Origin of the sequence: Chitinophaga ginsengisoli, from assembly GCF_003014595.1 — a bacterium.
Taxonomy (GTDB): Bacteria; Bacteroidota; Bacteroidia; order Chitinophagales; family Chitinophagaceae; genus Chitinophaga; species Chitinophaga ginsengisoli.
Genome location: NZ_PYGK01000003.1, coordinates 108189 through 130497 on the forward strand (window position 1 = coordinate 108189; position 22309 = coordinate 130497).

Consider the following 22309-nt stretch of genomic DNA (forward strand, 5'->3'; position numbering starts at 1 on the left):
TCATTCTTCATAGCTGTATCATTCGCCTTTGTTTATGAAGTCCTTATTCACTCATCCGCATACAACACACCCGCTGCAACTCCCCTTCCCTTTGCGTATACGCCACCAACACCGTATTCCCATCCAATCCCTTTATCACCGGATAACTCGCATACACCGAATCAGGCGTCAATAATCCTGTATCCAGCACCTTCCCTGCGCCATCCCTCAACTGAAAACCGACACGGCTGTTAAACGCATTCTTCACCTTTACCGGTTCATCCCACACCAGCATGATCTTATTGTCTGCCAACGCTGTGATTTGCGGATGTTTGGCAAGTGGTACAGAACTTACCTTCTGCTTATGGGTATAAGTCTGACCATTATCCGCCGACTGGCAATAATACACCCCTTCTCCTCCTCCCATCGTAAACCAGGTAAAGTGCATTCCGTCTTTGTTCTTCACCATCGCTGGCCCCGTATGCGGACAACCTCTCACTACCCAGTTATCAGCACTGATCCTGTTCATGGTCGAAAAAGAAGCGCCTCTGTCTGTAGATACCATGTGTACCATATCGCGGATAGAATCATTGATAATATCCCTGAAAGCGATATGGATACCACCATCTCCATCGGTATAAAGATCTGTTCTGCAACATTGACAAACTGTTTCCGCCAATGACTTCTCCTGTTTAAAACCATCATGACCTGCGGTAACAGCAAAGTAGAGAGACGAACCTTCTGCATCCACATCTTTCCTGTTATCAAGCCAGATAGCAGCTGCTTCACCATCAGGTAATAAGGCGATATCAAAATACCGCTGATCATAACTGCCCGTATCTGTTACCAGCGCTTGTGCAGGCAACCAGTTTTTTCCACCGTTCAAAGAACGCGTATAAAATACCCTTCCTGCGTATTTGTTACGTGGGTCGTTCTGTTCTACTCCGTAGATAGCAATGATCTCTCCATCGGGCTTAAATACCATTTTAGGCATGTTCTCCGCATGCGGTAATATGCCATTGGCGGTAGGTACCTGTTGCGGAGTAGAAAATGTTTTCCCCTTATCGTCAGATACTGCATAATACAATGTGCCTGTATCAGCGCCGGCTGAAGCCTCTACCCAACTGATCACTGTTTTACCATCGGCAGTAGTTGTCAGATATGGACATGAAGCATCCTGCGCAGCATGCGACAATACCTGTATCTTCTTCTCCTGACTGTTACACGCGACAGTGCACATCGTCAATAATATCATCCATTGTCTTATCCCCATCGTCATTAGTTTTTACCATTAAATGTATAAGCAACGCCTATGTTGAAAGTACGTTTCGGTCCTGGTCTGTAAGTAGTGCTGTAAGTTGTTTTCTCTGCAGTAGTAGCATAGATCGCATCCGCAGCATTGCGACAGTTCAGCCAGCACTCGAATTTCTGCCAGCTGTAACCAGTGCGGAAGTTCAACAGATCATACCCACCGTAGTACCGTGTATTCTGCGGATCCATATAATAACGGCTTACGTGCTGCCATTCACCTGCCAGACGGAAACCGTGAAGGAATGCAGGTTTCCAGGTGATCTCTGTATTCGTGATCACCTTAGGTGCACCACCCATCTGGTTATCATTATAGCTCACGCCTTTCTCCACATACCGATTGAAAAAGTGTTCCGCATATTGACCGCTGCAACGGATCCATACTGAACGTAGTGGTGCATAACGCACATTCCATTCTATTCCTCGGTGTGTAGTACGACCTGTATTACGGTTTTCATAAGAGCCATCATCCAGTTTCACACTGATGATCTCATTTGTACCCTGCATGTTATATACACCTATATCCACATAACCTTTGTCATTCGCGAATCCAAACCAACCGCCTGCTTCATAGTTGCGATAAGTAGCAGGCTCCAGCACCGGTACTTTCACACCTCTGTATAGTTCAGAGATATTAGGCGGTGCAAAACCAACACTGTAATTGGCGTATAATCCGCGGTTCATACCGAAGTCGTATGTCAGTCCAACTTTTGGTGTCAGTGCATTGAAGTTGTTACGATCATCAGGAGCACCTGTGAAAGCAGAAGGTGTAAGATGATTATCAAAATCATAATCCATCCTGTCGTAACGGAGCGCTGCTACCAGTTTCATGCCACGCAGCAGTTCCATATCAAACTGTGCATAGGCAGCGGTATTCAGCAGACCTACATTATAATCTGTCAGTAATGAATCTCTTTTTGTGTAACCTGTATAATAACCTGCGGCATCGCGGGTGATATCTATAAACTCTGAATAATAAGCAGCAGGGCTGTAATCGGCGCTCACACCTGCAATTAAAGATGCATGTCGCCAGGGGAATTGTTTCTTATGTTGTATGATCAATCCGTAGCTGTTAAAGCTGTCATCATTGATCTCTCCGGTAGCTTTCAGCGGATTCTGTAAGTTGTTTTTAATGGCATAAAATGGATTCTGTCCGATGCTGTTATTGCGGAAGAATGCAGTCACCGTAGTTCTGTCGGTGCTGCTCCAGTTATGTTCCAATGTACTTCTGTAGCGGAATGCATTGACCTTACGATAAGAGAACGTCTGGAAATTGCGGTAATCTTTTCCGTAAAAGTGAGCGCTATCCAATCCTCCCACCTGGTCGGTATAATAGTCGGTCAGTGTAGCTGAGTTAATCCATTTCGTCCGTTCATTGATCTGGTAATCTGCCCGCAATGTAAAAGCCAGTTTATGGAAATCGCTGTGGTCCATGTAACCATTGCGCTGATCTGCATAATAACCGCCGAAGCTGATACCTACTTTGTTAAATGTGCTGGAAGCGTTGAAATCAGTACGCTTATATCCCCTGTCACTGATCTCTGCCTGAATCCTGGCGGTAGGTTTCAGGGATGGCGCTGTAGTAATAAAATTGACTGCTCCTCCTACCGCTTCACTACCATATAAGGAAGATGCGGGTCCTCTCACGACTTCAATATTCCGCAATGCCGCCATATTGATTTCGATCAGCGCATTGTGATTAAAGTCGCCGATCGTGCGGATAGGAATACCATCTTCCAGGTAAAGGAACAAACTCTTGTAACCAATCGGCTGTCTGATTGCCATGGTATGCTGTTCATTGCCCAGGTCTACCATGTATACCCCGCTGACCTTATTCAGCAACTGTTCCAGGGAAGTAGCCTTTGTATCCCTCATCTCCTGTGTGGAGATGGTACTGATGGCCACTGGTGCATCTGTACGGGATTGTTTGTCGCGGCTGGTGGTAACTATTATTTCATTCAGGCTGGCAATGTCAGGCGTCAGCGAAACAATGAATGGTTCCTGTGTCTTTACTGCCAGTTTTTGTGGCCGATATCCTACAAAAGATACCTTGATAGAATCATCCGCTTTGTTGCTCTGCAGCGCAAAACGTCCGGCGGCATCGGTCAGACAACCTTTGTCTGCATGCATCAGCTGCACGGTTACGCCTGGCAATACTTCTCCTGTCTGCGCGTCAATCACACGGCCCTGCATCTGCGCATGTGATTGTACAAAAAACAATACTCCTGTTATTATCAGTATTAAATATCTCATGGGTGCAATAAGTTCAATTGCCGCAATAGGGCATGCAACTGCATGACAGGTGATATAATATCACTGCCTGTACAATTGCCTTCATGGGCAATAGTTTTCAAATGGTAAATAGAAGGAATAACTGATCAATGAGATTGACCACAGCTGCATGCCGTGTCATCAACTCATATGAAATTGCATCACAATAAATGTGCTGTACTTGTGGTGGTACTTATGCCTGAGGTGGGTGAAAGAAAGAGAATAAAGGAGTATGCAGTTCAGGATCCTGATAATAGACGATGAGTTTTGAAGAAGGTGCTATCGGGGTAAAATCAAACTCCTGCAGCGCATTTACAAAAGACACTTCATACTTTTCCTTGCCTGTAGTGCCATTTTGCTGCTGTTGTTCATCCTGGCGCAGCTTCTTCCTGAGATAACATTTACCATTACAGTGCATATCAGGTTTATCCCTGTTTTCGCACAATACACGTGCGATATATGCCTGATCGATCTTATACTTCACCATAATCACTACCTGGCTGAAGTTTTGCAACAGCAGGCCCAGGAATACTGATATGACGAAAAAGTATCTCATTGGCTGCAAAAATAGGTCATCAATCCACCAATTTCAAATGATTTATATCATGTTCCCGGGAGATCCTAGTTTCCTTCCGGGTTGCTCCAAAGTTGCATATGATCAGGATATTCCTCCGTTCTTCTTCCGTTAAAAACGGAGGAATATCCTGATCATATGCAAGTCATATCCTGTTCATATGCCCCTTCTTTGCCGCTTAGATACCTCTTATCCTCCCTTAATCCTCCCTTTAGAAGGGAGGATTAAGGGAGGATAAGAGGTATCTAAGCGGTACTTGACCGAGAGTATATGGTCACCAAAGTACCAGGGGCATAAAAACAGAAAGGGGCGCCTCTGTTTGAGACACCCCTTCTGAAAATAATATTGAAACGCTGTTATTGTGCCAGCATAAATCTCAATGTCAATCCGCCTCGCGTACTGGTGATCGGATATGCCGTGGAAATAACAGGTATGGTTTGCCTGCGGTCGTAGAAGAAACGCAGGTTCAGACGGTTGTTCAACACGTAGTCAATGGACGGCGAGATACCGATCACTTTCTGACCACTCGTCGGGATCACCAGGTCAGCATCCAACCTGTTATTCACCGTTCGGTCATCACGGAAGCTCATATCCAGCCTGAAGTTCATGTCATTCTGCACCTTCTTGCCATCCTGAGGCTGTCCAAGGAACGCGAATTTTACGTTACGCAGACGGTAACTACCTCCCAGGGTCAGCTCTGTAGAACGGAGCTCCGTCAGCTGGTAGTCGATCAGACTGAGACTGAGTGAACGGTTCTTCTTGAATTCCACACGCAGGTTCAGGCTATTGGTGAAGGTCACATCTATACCCAGCAATGGCGCGAATTGTTCGGTCATCGTGATGTTTGGTATCAGGAAGTATGGAATATAGTTGCCCGATACGGTGTCCACAAATCCCGGATAACCAGCCAGACGCGGATCTTCATACAGCAACGCTGAGTTATAAGAGCTCATGCTCAGGTTACCTACGTAAGCATGTGTGAGCGATACGTTGGTGAAGATGGATTTGAATGGTTCCAGTTTTGTCAATCCGTTATAAGCCACACGCCAGTTCGGGCGAGGGATATAGTTACTGAATGGATTGCTGCGCACATTGGATAAGCCGGCGTTTTTCAGCAGGCCGATCTTCTCAGGATCCTTACCGGTATATGCTGCCAGGAATGCTGGTACCAGTACATCCTGTGCATAACGGCCGTAGCCATAGCGGTAAGTCGGATCTTTCGGGTTGTTGGTCGGCACACCTGGATCGCTGTTGTATGGGTTCGCCGCTCCCAGGCGGTTGGAGATCGTCTGACGGTAACGCTCAAAATCCCTGAAGGTTTTGGTAGTACCTGATTCTGCATCAATACCGCCGAAGATGGTTTTGATAGCCATATAAGAGATCTCAAATCCACCCGCGTCATAAGGGCTCAGGTGCTGGAAACCGGAATCAGACAGGTTCTTGAACAACTCCGTATGCGTCTTGGTAAATGACTTGGTCATACTCAGATCGATCCGGAGATCATTCGCTGGTTCCAATTGTGCCTGTATCTGCCAGCGCTGTGTGAATTGCTGCTGGAACTGGATGTTGAAAGTAGTGTCAGGTGTAACGAGTCCTTTCTTCGCAAAGTTGTCCAGCCATGCCTTATCAGGTTGTTTACCAAACACGAATGGTACACCCGGCGCCCAGCTGGCCCAGTTCATACCCAGTATTTTGGTACTGTCGATATAACCTGGTAAGCGGGTACCGCCATTTTCAGAATAGTCTACACTAACTCGTTTCAGTGACAACAACGGTTTCAGCACTGCTTTCAGGATAGGCGATATTTCCGGATTGTTGTCCTGCTTGGCAGGTTGTTTTTTATTCGGCTGATTGCCTGCCGTACCAGGTCTGTTGTTATTATTAGGTTGTGGCTTCTTCTTCTGTTGTACCCCCGTGATGGCACGCAGGAAGGCCGATTTACTATACAGCTCCGAGAACTTGAACTCCGCGACCAACGTTTTCTGATTGGAGTTCTCAATGGCATTACCCAGATACTTTGCCAGCAGGGAAGCACCCGTCCAGCGGTAGTCAGTTGAATACCCGATGGCGATGCTTGTCCAGTTCAGCAAAGGCAGCTTGCCCATCGGTAGTGTATAAGTAATGTTGGCTGTATGATAGTAATTGGTGGTTCTGCCCAGTTTGAAGAAATTGTTCCATACACTGTCTTTCTTCTCCTTGGTATCCAGGCGGCCTCTCGGCTCGTCAATACGGGCGTTGTTTACTGCATTGAAGTCAATACTGAGACTCTTTGACAGGTCCCACTTCAGGCCATAGTACCGGTCGAAGGTGAAGTACTTGTTAAAAGTCTCCGGTAGTTTATACGTACCATCTCCTCCCACGTTACGGATACGGGTAGCACCGAACTGGCGGGTGATGTCCATCCTGAAACTAATGAGCGATGGTATATAGTTGAAGTTGAAGTCACGGATCAGGTCCAGCCATGGCGTTCTCGCCTTGAACAATTTCTTGAATGGCGTAATGAACTTACTTTGACCGGTAAAGGTATATCCCAGGCCGCCACGATGTTTCGTCAGCTCGTCACTTTGAATGATCGGACTATGACTGGAGGTTTGTGTATAAGAATAACTGATATCAAAGTTCTCAATATCCCAGAGGTGGTTCTTCTTCCTGTTCAGGTTCATTCGGCGCACGTTCGTGAAGTTGAGACTCTTGATAGCGGTGAAATCTTCAGCCGCTTTGCGGATGGAATCACGTTCATACGCACTGCGGGCCATTCTTAACTTATCCTTCAGTTTGATGTCCAGATCGTATGGATCGTATTCCGGTCTGCTGACTGCCCGTGAATAACCGGCGTAAACTGGAATGGAGAGACTGGCTTTCTTCGGCAACAGTTTTCCCAGGTCGAGGTTAGCGGCGGCGTCGTACTGCAGGTAGTTATCACGGAAGCGTTCATTCACACGCTGATCAAGGTTACCAAAACCTGCGGTGTGCATGTTACCCGACACGCTGACAGTACCCAGATCAGCCAGTTGCATATCTACACGGCCCATACCGGCATAACCGCCTTTTTCATCGAGACCGGAGAGGCGTAATTCATTAAACCATACCTCACCACATTTTGGCAGACCATCATTTTTAGGGTTGGTTACACCCAGCATGATCGTTCTTACATCCCCCAGGTTCGGATTACCAATTACGCTCAAATAGTTGCCTTTTTCATCCTTCTGGGTATATGGTCTTAAAGGAGAGCAGGTATCACACTGGTTACGCTGCTGTTTCAACTGGGTCAGTTTGCTCATCAACAGGTCCATATCGTTCACTTCCGGCCAGATGTCATAAGCGGTATGAGAGCCGCCCCAGCTGGTCACCTTCAGTGGTATCTGATATTCGTAGTAGTTTTCCACAAAGTCACTACCCATACGGATGATAGCGCGCAGGTCGCCATCTTTCAGTCCGTTAGGATCGTCGGATGCTTCTGCGTGCAGGTACATCTGGATATGTTTGTATTGACGCAGGTCCATGTTCAGGTTCTTTGACACGCCGCGGGTATCTCCATCAGCCAGTTTGCACACCTGCAGAGACATCGCCTGTTCGTTCAACTGCAGCACGGTGCTGTTGGTACTCACGGTATTCTGACGCACCACTCCCGGAGGCAGCGTATAAGGGATCGGCTTACGGGAGGAGTTTTCTTCGATATTTACAGCAGAAGTATTGAAAGTAGTTTCTCCATCGTTTGGAACAGGATCACCCGGTTGCAGTTTGTAGTCATATTGACGCCATTGGTTACGTACCAGCTGCAGTTTGGCGAAACGTACTACTACCGTATCCTTGAATCCTGTCAGGAACATACGCATGAAACGGATGGACTTGAAGTCTGGGATGCTACCGATTTTCGCATTAAAACTGCTGATCGGCACCTTGAACTGGTACCAGTTTTCAATTGTCTTATTACCATTTGCCAATGTTACTTCCGCAGGTATCTTGTCCACAATGAAGTTGGTACCTACCGCCATGTTTGGACGCAGGTTCACACGGTACTGGAAATATTCCTCTGTTTCATTCAGCGTATTATCCCTGTTCAGGTCTTCCGATTCAGGAATATTGGTAGCTGCAGTGGAGTAAGTAGTATTCTGTGAAACTGGTGAGTTACCCTCCGGATTGCTGTACAGTTTGTATCGTTCCAGTATCCCTCCCTTCGCACTTCTGTAGTGTACGTAATCATCGTTGGATGGGTCTGCCTCTGCCTGCTGGTAAATGGCGGAAGTTGGTCCGAAGTTCCTCGCCAGCTCATCAAGATATGATTTACGGAAGGTCTTTTCATCGGCGCTCTGTAATCCATCATAACCTACATCCTGGTAACGGCGGATCGCCGGGTCATTATCAAATGCCTGGGTGATCTGCTGCTGGAATTTCGGAATACGGCCCCAGATGGTAGAATCTGTTTTATTCTGGTCTGTATTCGGATTAGGTAACCCGTTCTCAAAGAACTTGCGGGAATCTTTCAGGATATCCTCTGACACGTTACCGAGGTTAAAATACAATTGACCACCGGTGCTGTTCGGCTCTTTAATAAAAGGATCCTGGATCCAGAATTCGATAAACTCAACATTCTGTGTCTGAAAGTCACTGTTGTCGATAGCGCGCATGATACCACCCCATGCCTTTTCAGGATGGGTCAGGTGACCATTAGCATCTACACTATCCCTGGCGGTAATAAAGTTATACGGACCTCTTTCCTTCGGATAATAGGCCAGGTCAAGTGTGCTTAACTGGCTTTGACCGAAATCGGTAGAACGGTTGGCAAATACTTCTTTCTGATATACCAGGCGCACACGCGGATCTGATTGGTCATCAGTGCTGATACCATCCGGTAATGACGGAGATTTAGGGATCTGCAGCGTAGGTTCGATGATATACCATGCCAGTCTTGCCCTGTCATGGCCATATGCCAGATCATTGGATTTGTCTGCATTCGGGAACAACAGGTGGTTGGCGCTGTCAACTGCATCTTTTGGTGTAGATGCCAGTGCCCAGGCAGTAGCCGGGAACTTCAGGTCATAACCACTCTGGGAACCTTCGAAATCGTCAATAAAGACCTGTCCCTGACCGGTACCTGCGGCGTTTACCAGTTTGCTGTGGCCGGGGAATAACTTGGCCACCTCACCGGTGAACATGATATTGGAAGGCGTATTGCTCTGGTAATTAGGCAGTTTGTTCAGGAAACGGGTCAATCCTTTCCACTGGGAGTTATAGTTTACATCGAAGCCTACCACGGTGTTCTTGATAGGGTCTTCACCGTAGTTCACTTTCTGGTAATAAGGACGTTCACTCATCCTGGCGATGGTAGATCCCAGGGTCAGGTTATCGTTCACCGCATAATCAAAGCGGGTACCAAAGTAGTTCCTCACCTGGGTGCCAAAGGCCGCATTGTTCTCAAACTGCACGTTGATAGCCACGCCGGAATTCATGATACCTGCGTTGATGATCTTGATACGACCCAGGTTATAGTCGATGATAAAGTCCACATTCTCACGCAGTTGCTGTCCGCCGGCCGTTACCGTTACAGAACCCGGTGGGATATTATAGCCACCCAGCTGTATTTCAGATGAGTTAGCAGACTTATAGGAACCTTTCAGGACATAGCGGTTCAGTTGCGGGAACTGCTGCGCCACCACCTTAATGGAGTCATACAGCACCTTGTACAGATACTGCCGTTCCAGGGCAGCATTTCCGCCGAAAGCTTTTTTGATACCCTGGGCAAATGGTTCCAGTTGCGGGAACATGATACGTCCGGTCTGGGAATTGATAGTATACCCTTCCACATAGTCAAACATACCATCCGGCTGCGGGTCATTCTGGTTGTTCAGCCTGTCCAGGTTCAGGATGGTAATGAGCGGAGCGCCCTCCCATATACCCTGGGCATCCGGCAGATAACGTTTATCGCTCGGTGCACGGGTTTCTGTACCGGGATCTTTATAATAAACATCCAGTTTGAAGTCAGCCCTATTGATCTGGTAAGCACCTGTGGAATAGATGTTCTTCATCATCAGGTCCCAGACAGGCAGGTTCGGACGTGCGGAAGTCGCTTTCAGCAATTTCAGGAACAGGATACGCTGGTTGGCGCTGTTATTCTGATCTGGCGGAATATCCTGTGAGAATTCACCCACTGTGTACACACGGCCGTTATAAGTATATTGGTATGCAACGGCCAAAACTTCATCCGCCTGCAATTGTTGATTGAGCGAGATGAAGCCTAACTGTCTGTTGAGGGTATATTCTGTTGAGTCCAGTTTTCGGGCGAAAGTCTTTTCGTATTGCTGGACGGGTTCAATATTCAGACTTCGTAACCGGCTGACGACCGTTCCCGTGTAACGGCTCGCGGGGTCAGAAATAACCGTGGAGTAGAGCGTATTGGCCCTGTTATCAGTGAGCCTGGAACTATTTTGTACTTTATAAGCCTGGTTATAAGGATCGTACTCACCAAGGTCCATCAGACCGACGATATCTCTTGCATTGGTAGTAGCGCCGGTTTTATTCGTTACCCATACTTCGATCCTGTTCACGTATGCCAGCGACTGGATGATCGGCAGGTTAGCGACCGCATTATTGAACGTATCGCGGAAGAACTGACCGAGCAGGAAGTGGCGGTTGTCTTCGTATTCGTCCGCTTTCAGGGTGAAGTCCTGTACCTGGGTTCCGCCTTTGATCAACAGGTTTTGTTTCTGTGATTTCTGGTTAGACAGTACAGAGGTTACCGTTAGACGGCCAAACTGCAGCTGGGTTTTGATACCAAAGAGGGACTGTACCCCCGATATCAGCGAGCTACGCAGGGGGAAACTCACGTTACCAGCCTCGATCTTTTTAATGATCTCATCGTCGTAGCCGGTATATTCCAGTTTGATCTGGTTTTCGAAGTCGAAAGTAGACTGTGTATTGAAATTGGTGATCAGTTTCAGCTTGTCCCCTATCTTACCGGTCAGGTTCATATTGATATTCATATCAAATGCGAAACCTCCCGTTTTACGGGCCTGTTCTGTGAGTACGGGATTTTTAATGTTCTGGCCTTCATAACCGAAGGTCAGTTCGAGGCTACCCTGAGGTTTGATATCCACTTTGTTACCACCGAATATCCTGTCAAACAGTTTGCTGCCTTTGTACAATTCGGGTCCGTCTCCTTTCTGGTTTAGAGATCCGAGGGTACTGGCTCTTTTTTTCCAGTAGTCCTCCTCACTTTTAGCAGACTGGAGTTTATAAAATTCGTCGAAGCTGAGATAGGTTGGATTGCGGTAGTAGTGGTCGCCAATCTTTTCTGTTACTGTATATTGCCTGGTTACGGGATCATAATCAACAGTACGGGATAAACCTGCAGGATCTTTTAAATCTATCTGATTCTTGACAGGATCTGTAATACTGGTACCATAACGGTCTTTTATCGGAAACTTCAGCGTGTCCTTTTTAACGGTATCTGCCGCTGCTGGTGTGACGAAGTCTGGTGGCCAGTATGTCTTAGTATAGTTGTTAGTATAACCCGAACGATTCCTTGCCGCAGTATCAAAAATAAATAAAGAAACAACTCCTATTACTGCAATAGCACCATAATATGTCTTTCTTGACAAGAGAAATAGGTTTTTATAGAGGTCAGGGTAATAAATAAATTATAGACCTTTCAGCGACTTTTTAATAAGCGCTTCGAGGTCTTGCAATAGTGGTTCAGCTTTTAGTACTTTATTGATCGCTTGTTCGGCCACATTTCTGGCAATTCCTAAAGTGACTAATGCATTTAACGCGTCTTCCTGAATTGTATTGTTTGGTGTTACAGATATTTGGTGACCGGTATCTTTCGTCTTACTGATTTTATCCTTTAATTCCAGAATGACCCGTTTTGCCGTCTTAGCACCGATCCCTTTTATACTTTCAAGCATTTTTTCGTTCTCCATGGCGATAGCCCGTTGAATATCTTCAGGTTGCAGGGAAGATAGCATCATCCGGGCGGTATTGGCGCCTATTCCGGAGACACCGATCAGCAGGAGGAACATATGACGTTCCGCTTCGTCAAAAAAACCATACAGTGTATGGGCATCCTCCTTGATATGCAGATACGTCAGCAATTTGCAATTTTCCAGTCCCTGTATGCGGGAATAGGTATTCAGACTGATCTGCACTTCGTACCCAACCCCTTGAACATCAATATATACTAACGCAGGGGATTTATAGGACAGTTTTCCGTTGAGGTAAGCAATCATACAGGAAGATAAAATGTTTCTAATGTTCGGCAAACCTAGTAAAAATTTAGCAAGAACAGGGCAGTAAGTAACCTTATACTTACATTTACAAATTCTTATGTATTTTTACGCCTCGTTTAAAACATCTATTTTATTAATATGAACAAAATAACGGCCGCTATTACAGCGGTAGGTGGTTATGTACCTGACTACGTGCTCACTAATAAAGAACTGGAAACACTGGTAGATACAACAGACGAATGGATCATCACCCGCACCGGGATTAAGGAAAGAAGAATCCTGAAGGGAGAGCGTAAGGGAACCTCTGAGTTATGTGTACCCGTGGCACAGGAAATATGCCGTAAAAGAGGGATCAGCCCGGAAGAGATCGACCTGCTGATTGTAGCCACTGTTACACCAGACATGGTGTTTCCGGCTACCGCCAACATCGTAACTGATAAAATAGGAGCTAAAAATGCCTTTGGCTTTGATATTGGTGCCGCTTGTTCCGGTTTCCTGTATGCACTCGATACAGGTGCCCGTTTCATTGAAAGCGGACGCTATAAGAAAGTAATGGTGATCGGAGCTGACAAAATGAGCTCTATCATTGACTATACTGACCGTACTACCTGTATCATCTTCGGCGACGGCGGCGCAGGTGTGTTACTGGAACCTAATACCGAAGGCCTGGGCGTGATTGACAGCATCCTGAAAAGCGATGGTCATGGCCGTGAATACCTGCACATGAAAGCCGGTGGCTCTGCACAGCCTGCCAGTATCGAGAGTGTGACCAACAGGGAGCACTACGTATACCAGGAAGGTAAAATGGTGTTCAAATATGCTGTAGCTAACATGGCAGAGGCAGCACACGACGTCATGAAGCGTAACAACCTGACATCCGATGACATAGCATGGCTGGTACCTCACCAGGCCAACAAGCGTATCATCGACGCTACCGCTGCCCGTATGGGTCTGCCGGAAGAGAAGATCATGATGAACATTCAGCGATATGGTAATACTACCGCAGGTACTTTGCCACTTTGCCTCTGGGATTACGAAAGTCAACTGAAGAAAGGTGACAACCTGGTACTGGCTGCCTTTGGCGGTGGATTTACCTGGGGCGCCAGCTATCTGAAGTGGGCCTACGATCCGAAATAATTAAACGGTCAGGAATTAGGAACTGAGCATTCTTAATTCCTGACCTAATTGAATGAAGGCAGACTATACCCCAGCCTCAGTTGCACTCCCTGTACATCTGCACTGATATGTCCTCCCATTTTGTCCATGAAGTCCTTACAGATCACCAACGTTACCGACATATCATCCCCTCTTCTGTATTCAAACAAGTGAGCCGCCATCTGCGGAGTAAAAACGCTTACGGTACATATCACCTCCACCCTTACCAGTTCCTCCTGTACAGCACGCACTACGATTGGCTTCTCTCCTGGTGACAGCTTTGTTGCGCAATGTAACAGGCTGCGGTTAATGAACAGCAACATCTCCTGATCGCCCGCCAGGTATAATCCGGAAGGGATATCCAGCTTTATCCGCCGCTGATCAACATAATGCGTAGCCTGTTCAAAAAGCAGTAAAAGATCACAGGGAGCGGGATTGTAGACAAAACCTGAGAGCTGGGATTTTATCCAGCGCAGGATATTATCGAAAATAACGAGTGTTTTGCGGGAAGAGACAACGGCTTCATCAATGATCAGTTGCAGGGAGGCCTGGTCCATATCCTTATTTCTGAACATGGCCGATACCCGGATAATATTATTCAATGGCTCCCGGAAATCCCGCGCCAGAATAGCGATCAGCTTATTTTTGAAGTCGTCATGGATACTCAGCTGCTGGTTCTTTTCAGAAATGGCGTCGTTCATTTCCCGCAGTAAACGCTCCTGCCGGCGTAGTTCCTTATAAGACCGGTAGCGGGCATAGGTAAAACCTCCCATCAGCAGCAACACGCCCACCATAAACCCGATCAGCTGCTGACGGCTCTTCCGCTTCATATTGGCCTTGTTGATCTTTTGCTCCTGTACCCGGTTGCTCAGTTGCCATTCATTCAGCTCCTGTTCCTTCAGGAAATAATCCAGGTAGTTCATATAATTGCTGGATTTCAGTTCCAGCCGCTTTCTCACCAGTTCCCACAGCGCCCGGCCATAGTAAGCCTTTTTCGCTTCGTTGTTGCTGTTAGCATAATAGCGGTACAGGCTCGCAATAGTCGGCAGCATCATATTCAGATACCCCGCCCGGCTACCTATGGCAAATGCCTTTTCCTTAGCCGGTATGGCATCGGCCGGATAGCCGTTCTGCCTATATGTGTCAATATGATCCAGCATGTCAATAGCCACTACCACCAGACCTTCCTTCATCGCCTTGTCCGCCAGCTCATTGATCCTTTGCACGGCCTTTGCCCCTTCTCCTTCCTTCATCCATCCATCAGCCTCCAATGCCTGTATATAGTAGATTTCCCGGCTGCCGGGATACTTGCGGATAATCTCCTTCGATCTTTCCAATGCCCATTTCACAGAGTCCCGGCGGGTGCTGTCCGGTTCAAAACGGAGGGCATAATTGATCAGCACCAAGCTGTAAATAGAATCCTGTGCCAGTGTCTTTCCCAGCTCCATGGCCTGGTAGAGGTATTGATTGGATTCCTGTTTCATGCCACTGAAGTCGTGAAACACACTGAGATTCATCAATACCTGGCAGATGTTCGGCTGATCTTCCAGCTCGCGATACAGCAGCAGCGCTTTGAAGCCGTATTCGATAGCCTGTTTGGTATTGGCTTTCAGTGCATAAAAAATGCTCAGGTTATTCAGGGCGCCGGCCAGCCCTCTATTGTCCCTACGCCTGGAAGCGATGTCGCGGGCTTTTACGGCATACCAGAAGCAGCTATCAGTATTACTCAGATGATATTGCATGCCCAGCTGGTTCAATACATCCGTATAGAGGGTACTATCCGGCTGCCGTAACAGGTCGGCCCGTAACTGACGGATCACGTTATCCTGGGCAAACGATGGCCTTCCCGCCATCAGGCAGGCAATCAGCAGGGGTATGATATGTATCCATGTTCTTTTCACTGCTCTCTCGTTATGCTCTCCTTTGCAAATGGCAAAGTGTAGGAGAAGGTACTACCGCTCTCCGGGTTATTGCTTACATGAATAGTGCCTCCCATTTTATCCATAAAATCCTTGCAGATGATGAGTGCCAGTCCGGCGCCACCAGTTGTTCTGCCCCGGTCTTTTTCCCTGTTGCGGTATTCGAACAGGTGATGTAACACGCCGGGATCCACTCCTTTTCCCTCATCACTGACTGAAATAGTGACCTTATCTCCATCCACAGCAGCCCTTACATGCACCGTACCCTGCACCGGGCTGAATTTCACCGCGTTGTGTAACAGGTTCCGGTGTACAAACTGCAGCATTTCCCGGTCGGCCAGCAGTTGCAGGTCCTCCGGAATGTCAAACTGTATGGTTAACACTTTCTCTATGTAATCATCTTTCAATACCTCTAATGCTTCCCGGAACATCGCTGCGGGTTTGCAAACCGCCGGGGCATATACGAAACCGCTCAGCTGCGACCTGATCCAGCGCAGGATGTTGTCAAAAATATGCAGGGTTTGCTGCGACTTGGTCTCCAGTTTCCGGAACAGACCCGTTGCGTCATCATAAGCCAGGGACTGGTCTTTCAGCAGATCGGTAATGTCTATGATATGATTCAGCGGTACGCGGAAGTCATGTGCAATGAGGGAGATCAGTTTATTCTTAAAATCATCATTGGTACGTAACAATGCGTTCTTCTCGCTGATCTCACGGTTCTTTTCTCCCAGCTGGACGGCATTCCGGCGGGAGCGCCGGTGGGAACGGTTTACATCCACCAGTAACAATACCGTCAATATCAGCAGTATGGTCAGAAAAATGATAACCGCATACCTGCCACGACTTTCCATGCCCTTCCTATCCAGCAGCTGCTGCTGATAATCATGCTGCAGCTGTAAGGCACGCAATTTTTTCTCCTGCATGTAATAGTCTATATAATCCAGCTCTCCCTGCGTTTTGCCTTGTTCCTCCTTTTCCATTATATCCAGCATGGCGTTGGCATAGAACCGGGCGGAATCACTCTTGTTATGATTATCGTACCAGGCAAATAGTTTTGCCACCACCGGCAGCGCCAGTTCCCGGTACCCTCCTTCCAATGCCAGCCGCACCATATGTCGCTGAAAGATCAGCGAATCTGCCTGGTGACTACGGGCCTTGTAAGAAGCCAGGTGAGACGAGCCATACATGGCATGATACACGTACCCCTTCCGCTCAGCTTCCGCGACCAGTGCCATCAATTTAGCCACGCCCTCCGCCTCGGCCGTCTTGCTATATATCAGTTCCTGCGCCTGCAGCATACCGGTATAGAGTAGCAGCCGTTCATCACCCGCCCGGGCGGCCATCTGACGTGCTATAGCCAACGACCTGGTGGCACTTTTCCTGTCAACAATGTCACTACTTCTTCCAGCGCGGAAGTTACTGATATAAATAAAGTAATAATTGGCCCGCAGGGCCATAAGGATGCTATCGTTTTTAAGGTGTTTGCTGATATCCAGGGCCCGTTTCATGTACCTGCCGGCCTCCTCGAACTGTTTCTCAAACTGATAATACACTCCCAGATGCATACAGGTCTGGCAGATGCCGGCACTATCTCCCAGCTCCCGGTATAGGTTGAGCGCATCAATGTAAAAGCGGAAAGAAAGGTAGCTGTTGTCCCGGTAGGCATAGTAGCCTCCCAGGCCACGGTAGGCAGCGGCCTCTCCTCTTATATATTGCTGCCTTTGCGCCACATCCCGGGCTTTACTGAGATAAAGGAAACAGGTATCCAGCTGGAGGTGCTGGTACTGGCCTGCCAGCTGATTCATGAGATCAACATACCGGATGCTGTCTGTAGTCACTGCCGCGGTGACCTCCAGGCGGGAAATAACGCTTTTCTGAGCATATAGTGTTCCCTGCCGGACAAGACACCCGGAAATGACTATCATGAGGTAGATGAGTACGTTCTTATTACGGAAGATGTACAATAATAAACAGATGTATTATAATGATTTCGCCTGCTTTCCGCTACAAGATACTGCTATATTTCGAACACCAGTCCTCTCCTTTTTAAATCTTCATATTTCTGTTTATCGAACCGGTACAGGTGCGCTCCTTTCTTTGAGGTCGTTTTATCCTTTTCTTCGAGTTTCTCTAATATGTTCATAGACAGGATCTTCTTACGGAAATTACGTTTATCCAGCTCGTGCTGGAAGATTTCCTCATACAGGCTGCGTAGCTGGGAAAGGGTGAATTTTTCGGGCAGCAGTTCAAAGCCGATAGGATGAAAATGAGCATTATCTCTCAATTTCTTCAGCGCGTCAGCGATCATCTGACGATGGTCGAAGATGAGGTTAGGGATCTGATGCAATTCCAGCCAGTGTGCGCTGTATTGCTGGGTGGGATTATGTTCATGTTCCCGGATGCGGATCAGGGCAAAATACGCCATAGATATTACCCGGGCGCCCGAGTCACGGCCTACATCGCCGTAACAGGCCAGTTGATCCATGTAAATGTTTTCCAGTCCCGTAGTTAGCTTTAATACCCGCGCAGCCGCTTCGTCCACACTCTCATCTTTCTGGAGAAAACCACCCATTAAAGACCATTCGCCCTGCATGGGATCTACTTTACGTTGCATGATGAGCAACTTCAGTTTACTGTTTTCGAACCCAAAAATAATACAATCTACTGCTACCAGGTGTTGCGGTACATTAGCATAAAATGATTGTGCATTCATTGAAATAATTGATTGTCTGTCTTGTGCTGATCAGCTGCAAAGATGCTGCTATTTTCTGCTTCTTGCGAACTCGCTGTAATCAGTAACGGGAATTTTAGTAATACCGGCCTGCCGCAACATAGTTACCAGCTGACCGCGATGATACGTGGCATGATTAAATACCTGCATCAGTATTTCTATAACGGTTGATTTACAATATTGTTTCCGGGTATCGTAATATGCCACCACATGCGCTAATCTGACAGGCTGCACCTGTTTCACCCAATCTGCCAGCAACTGAGACTGTTGCTGCCAACGGGCACACGCTTCTGAAAACGTGCCTTCAAAACCAACAGAGGGCTTGACCGCCTGTTCGACCAGGTGTAAACGCTGGTACCACAGGCTTTCCACATCCCACATATGGTATGCCGTTTTACGTAAACTTCCGAAGCTGCTGCCTGTTTCCTGGTCCAGCTGTGTATCCGGCAACTTTTTCAATACATCCGCTATCCTATTGTTAGCCCAAAGGTTATAAGCTGCATAGCTGAGCAGGATATCCTTCATGGATATAATTTTAGTTACTATCTTCACCAAAATACCAAAAAATATCGCACCTGCCAGCATGTGCAGGTAAATAATCCTGAAGGAACATGGAAAAAATTACTATTAGGGACGTACGAAAAGAGGATTGTCCGAGAATCATGGAGCTCATACGGGAGCTGGCAGTATATGAAAAAGCACCGGAAGCAGTCACTGTAACACTCGAGGAGTTTGAGGAGGCAGGATTCGGCCAAAACCCTGTATGGAAAGCGTTTGCAGCTGTCCATACAGCAGATGGAAAAGAAACGATTGTCGGTTTTGCCCTTTATTATATCCGTTATTCTACCTGGAAAGGATGCAGATTATACCTGGAAGATCTCATCGTGACAGAGAGCTTCAGAGGCAGACGTATAGGCAATATGTTATTTGAAAAATTGTTTGAGGAAGTAAGGGAAAAGAAGCTGAAAGGCATGAACTGGCAGGTACTGGAATGGAATGAACCTGCTATCAACTTCTATAAGAAACTAAATGCCAATTTCGACCCTGAGTGGTGGAATGCCAGCATCGACTTTTAAAACTTTTAAAAAGAGAAAGGGATCAGGAATTATACCCTGATCCCTTTTTCAAATTAGCTGATCCCGTTCACCACGGCATCCTTCTGTATCTTCACGATCAGTCCCTGCAGTACTTTACCAGGGCCTACTTCTGTAAATGTAGTTGCACCATCAGCTACCATCGCCTGTACGGACTGTGTCCAGCGTACCGCGCCTGTCAGCTGATCGATCAGGTTTTGCTTGATCTCAGCCGGACTACTGATAGCTTTAGCTACCACGTTCTGATATACCGGGCAGGACGGCGTGCTGAAAGTTGTTTTCTCAATAGCCGCTTTCAGTTCCTCTTTGGCAGGTGCCATCAATGGAGAGTGGAATGCACCACCTACAGGCAGTACCAGGGCTCTCTTAGCACCAGCCGCTTTCATTCTTTCACAGGCTACGTCAATACCTTTAATGGAGCCGGAAATCACCAGCTGGCCGGGGCAGTTGAAGTTGGCAGGTACGACTACTTCTCCTGTCTCCGCGCTTACAGCAGCACAGATCTCCTCTACTTTTGCGTCATCCAGCGCCAATACAGCCGCCATAGTAGATGGCTGCAGCTCACAAGCCTTCTGCATAGCAGTAGCACGTATGAATACCAGGCGTAATGCGTCTTCAAATGTCAGTGTACCATTGGCCACCAGCGCCGAAAACTCACCCAGGGAATGTCCTGCTACCATGTCTGGTTTTGCTACCGGTTCTGCACACAGGAAAGCGATTACGCTATGCAGGAACACTGCCGGCTGCGTCACTTTAGTCTGTTTCAGGTCTTCCTCGGTACCGGAAAACATAATATCTGATATACGGAAGCCCAAAATTTCGTTGGCTTTCTCGAAAAGCTCTTTTGCTTTAGGATTGCTCTCATACAGATTCTTGCCCATACCCGGGAACTGAGAACCCTGTCCTGGAAAAACGTAAGCGTGTTTCATCTGATTTGGTTTACGTACCTGACACATGCATTAATATTTCTACATATATCTTGGTAACTGGATTGCAAATATTCATACTCTTTGTGATATATCAAAATCCCGTCTAAAAAAGACGGTATTATTGCTTTGGTTGTTTAAATTGCATTGACCTTATCTCCATGTAGCATTTCGATCCGTTCAGTAGAACACATGTAATTCTTTAACAGGGATTAAAATACTTACTGTAATGATAACAGGAAATGATTACACCATTATTTCAAATAAAGAATTCAATGAATTCTTCCCGGTTTTTATTGATGATCTGAAAAAGCGCGATGCACACCTCATTGTAGAGGAGGTGGAAGTTGTGGAAGATGAGGTATATGAGTATGTTCTGGCGAAAGACAAAAAGGCTTTCCAGGAATACTGTGAAAACGGCTATGCGGTGAATGAACGGGGAGAAGGATGCTTTGTAATACTCGCCAGAAGAGTACACCGGCTGGAATATAATGTCGAGATCACGACAAAGATAGAAGATGACGTGGAAGAGGCGATTGATCCTTATTCTTCAGTGCTGATATTAAGGGATACCTGGAGTTATACACTGGTATTGCCAGCTGTTATCGAGGATAGTGATTATTGTCAGCGTGTTTATGATATAGCGGTGAGTGTGTTGAGGTGAAATGAATAAAATGAACATCGTCAATAATACCACTATAACTATTTAAATATCACTAATTTACAAGGAAAACAAAATAAATATTATAAGGGGTAACATTTTAGAGGTGATTATTTCTCAAAGAGTTTTTTTAGTTTCGTTTACGATGAAAAACAAGAAAATACATAACATATCCAAGCCTCAGAAAGCTACTAATCTATTTGCCAAAATCCTGGCAGATAAGCAACGGATACGGAATGCTATTATTAAGGGAGAATCACTGTCTACACTTAAAGACATTAACTTTGTCAAGCCGATATAGTCTTATACCTACAAAAGAAGGCTACAATTTCACGACAGATTCCGGATTAACATACTGCTTATACTTTACAAGTTATTATCTAAAAGATAGTAACGGTGATGATATTAAGGTAATGTCATTCGGGTTTTATCATGAGCCTCATAAAATCAGCAACAGGAAATATGATGGTAAAATCAAAAATACTATCCTGCACGCGATTCTGGAATTCTTTCAGAGAAATCCAGAAATCGGCCTTTTATTCTTCTGTGATACTTGTGATGGATATGGCCGTCATAGGAAGATTACATTTAATAAATGGCATAAAGAGGCCAACGCACCGATCGAAAAATTCGATTGCCATGAGACTTATAACAAAGAGGGATTTTATACATCAATTCTGGTACGCTCCGATAGTCCCCTGAAGGATTATTATGTAAGTGCTTTTTACGCAACAATTGATGAGTTCTTTCCTGATATTGATCAATCAGTAACAAGCTATGTCGCTATACTTCAATAAAAAAAACCGCCTGAATGCAGACGGTTCACAATCTTTTTATTGAACGTTTATTTCGTAATCAAACGCATAAACTCATTCCTCGTCCTCCCATCTTCAAACTGCCCTGAAAACGCAGATGTCGTCGTCACAGAGTTCTGCTTCTGCACACCACGCATCATCATACAAAGATGCTGCGCCTCTATCACTACCCCTACTCCCAACGGCTGCAGCGTTTCCTGGATAGCATCCAGTATCTGATGTGTCATACGCTCCTGTACCTGTAGCCTGCGTGCAAACACATCTACCACACGGGCCAGTTTGCTCAGACCGGTAATGTACCCATTAGGAATATAGGCAATATGCGCCTTTCCGAAGAAAGGTAACATATGGTGTTCGCACAGGGAATACAACTCAATATCCTTTACGATCACCATTTCACTATACGCTTCTGTAAACCGGGCCCCTTCCAGGATTGCTTTCGCATCCATCTGGTAACCTTCAGTAAGGAATTGCATTGCCTTCGCTACACGCTCCGGTGTCTTCAATAGCCCCTCTCTCGATACATCTTCTCCTAATAACTCTATGCTGCTCTTGTAATGATGAATAAGGTCATTCGTTATCTTTTCATCATACGTTTCTATCTTATTGTAAGCCATTACTATAATTAACTTAGTCTAATAATCGGCAATT

Annotated in this window: 15 protein-coding genes; 4 read left to right on the plus strand and 11 right to left on the minus strand. The window is 46.4% G+C overall.

Annotated elements, in window-relative coordinates; all coding sequences use genetic code 11:
• Positions 1-43 precede the first annotated feature (43 nt).
• The 5 genes from CLV42_RS08290 to ruvA form a co-directional block, all read right to left on the minus strand.
• Positions 44-1252: a sialidase family protein gene (locus tag CLV42_RS08290; RefSeq protein ID WP_146154340.1), complete on the minus strand. Its 1209-nt coding sequence runs from the start codon at positions 1250-1252 to the stop codon at positions 44-46.
• Between the two features lie 5 nt (positions 1253-1257).
• Positions 1258-3540, minus strand: a complete 2283-nt coding sequence (locus CLV42_RS08295; RefSeq protein ID WP_106601447.1) for a TonB-dependent receptor — start codon at positions 3538-3540, stop codon at positions 1258-1260.
• Between the two features lie 211 nt (positions 3541-3751).
• Entirely contained in the window at positions 3752-4114 is a 363-nt protein-coding gene (locus tag CLV42_RS08300) for a hypothetical protein (RefSeq protein ID WP_106601448.1), read from the minus strand.
• Positions 4115-4488: 374 nt separating this feature from the next.
• Entirely contained in the window at positions 4489-11730 is a 7242-nt protein-coding gene (gene sov, locus CLV42_RS08305) for a T9SS outer membrane translocon Sov/SprA (protein ID WP_106601449.1), read from the minus strand.
• Positions 11731-11769: 39 nt separating this feature from the next.
• Positions 11770-12357, minus strand: a complete 588-nt coding sequence (gene ruvA, locus CLV42_RS08310; protein WP_106601450.1) for a Holliday junction branch migration protein RuvA — start codon at positions 12355-12357, stop codon at positions 11770-11772.
• Between the two features lie 138 nt (positions 12358-12495).
• Here ruvA and CLV42_RS08315 point away from each other — a divergent pair, with 138 nt between their 5' ends.
• Positions 12496-13494 carry a beta-ketoacyl-ACP synthase III gene (locus CLV42_RS08315; RefSeq protein ID WP_106601451.1) on the plus strand — a complete coding sequence of 333 codons (999 nt, stop codon included), beginning with the start codon at positions 12496-12498 and terminating at the stop codon, positions 13492-13494.
• Between the two features lie 44 nt (positions 13495-13538).
• Here CLV42_RS08315 and CLV42_RS08320 read toward each other — a convergent pair whose 3' ends face one another.
• The 4 genes from CLV42_RS08320 to CLV42_RS08335 all read right to left on the minus strand — a co-directional run bounded on the left by CLV42_RS08320 (position 13539) and on the right by CLV42_RS08335 (position 18687).
• Positions 13539-15413 (minus strand): sensor histidine kinase, encoded by a 1875-nt coding sequence (locus CLV42_RS08320; RefSeq protein WP_106601452.1) that lies wholly within the window; start codon positions 15411-15413, stop codon positions 13539-13541.
• Complete coding sequence (locus tag CLV42_RS08325; protein WP_146154341.1) at positions 15410-17356, minus strand: ATP-binding protein; 1947 nt, start codon at positions 17354-17356, stop codon at positions 15410-15412. Before CLV42_RS08325 ends, CLV42_RS08320 begins: the two co-directional genes overlap by 4 nt.
• Positions 17357-17448: 92 nt before the next feature.
• Complete coding sequence (locus CLV42_RS08330) at positions 17449-18144, minus strand: NUDIX hydrolase (RefSeq protein WP_106601454.1); 696 nt, start codon at positions 18142-18144, stop codon at positions 17449-17451.
• A gap of 48 nt (positions 18145-18192) precedes the next feature.
• Complete coding sequence (locus CLV42_RS08335) at positions 18193-18687, minus strand: DinB family protein (RefSeq protein ID WP_170117438.1); 495 nt, start codon at positions 18685-18687, stop codon at positions 18193-18195.
• Between the two features lie 86 nt (positions 18688-18773).
• Between CLV42_RS08335 and CLV42_RS08340 the strand changes: the two genes are divergently transcribed.
• Positions 18774-19238: a GNAT family N-acetyltransferase gene (locus CLV42_RS08340; protein ID WP_106601456.1), complete on the plus strand. Its 465-nt coding sequence runs from the start codon at positions 18774-18776 to the stop codon at positions 19236-19238.
• A 53-nt stretch (positions 19239-19291) separates the two neighbouring features.
• On the opposite strand, the gene fabD is transcribed toward CLV42_RS08340, so the two are convergent.
• On the minus strand, positions 19292-20185 hold the full coding sequence (gene fabD, locus CLV42_RS08345) for an ACP S-malonyltransferase (RefSeq protein WP_106601457.1): 894 nt from the start codon (positions 20183-20185) through the stop codon (positions 19292-19294).
• 226 nt (positions 20186-20411) lie between these two features.
• On the opposite strand from fabD, the gene CLV42_RS08350 reads away from it, so the two are divergent.
• Positions 20412-20846: a hypothetical protein gene (locus CLV42_RS08350; RefSeq protein ID WP_106601458.1), complete on the plus strand. Its 435-nt coding sequence runs from the start codon at positions 20412-20414 to the stop codon at positions 20844-20846.
• 281 nt (positions 20847-21127) lie between these two features.
• A complete protein-coding gene (locus CLV42_RS08355; protein ID WP_146154342.1) occupies positions 21128-21640 on the plus strand; it encodes a DUF6169 family protein in 513 nt (170 codons plus the stop codon).
• 47 nt (positions 21641-21687) lie between these two features.
• Here CLV42_RS08355 and folE read toward each other — a convergent pair whose 3' ends face one another.
• Positions 21688-22275, minus strand: coding sequence for a GTP cyclohydrolase I FolE (gene folE / locus CLV42_RS08360; RefSeq protein ID WP_106601460.1), 588 nt, complete (start codon positions 22273-22275; stop codon positions 21688-21690).
• Between the last annotated feature and the right edge of the window lie 34 nt (positions 22276-22309).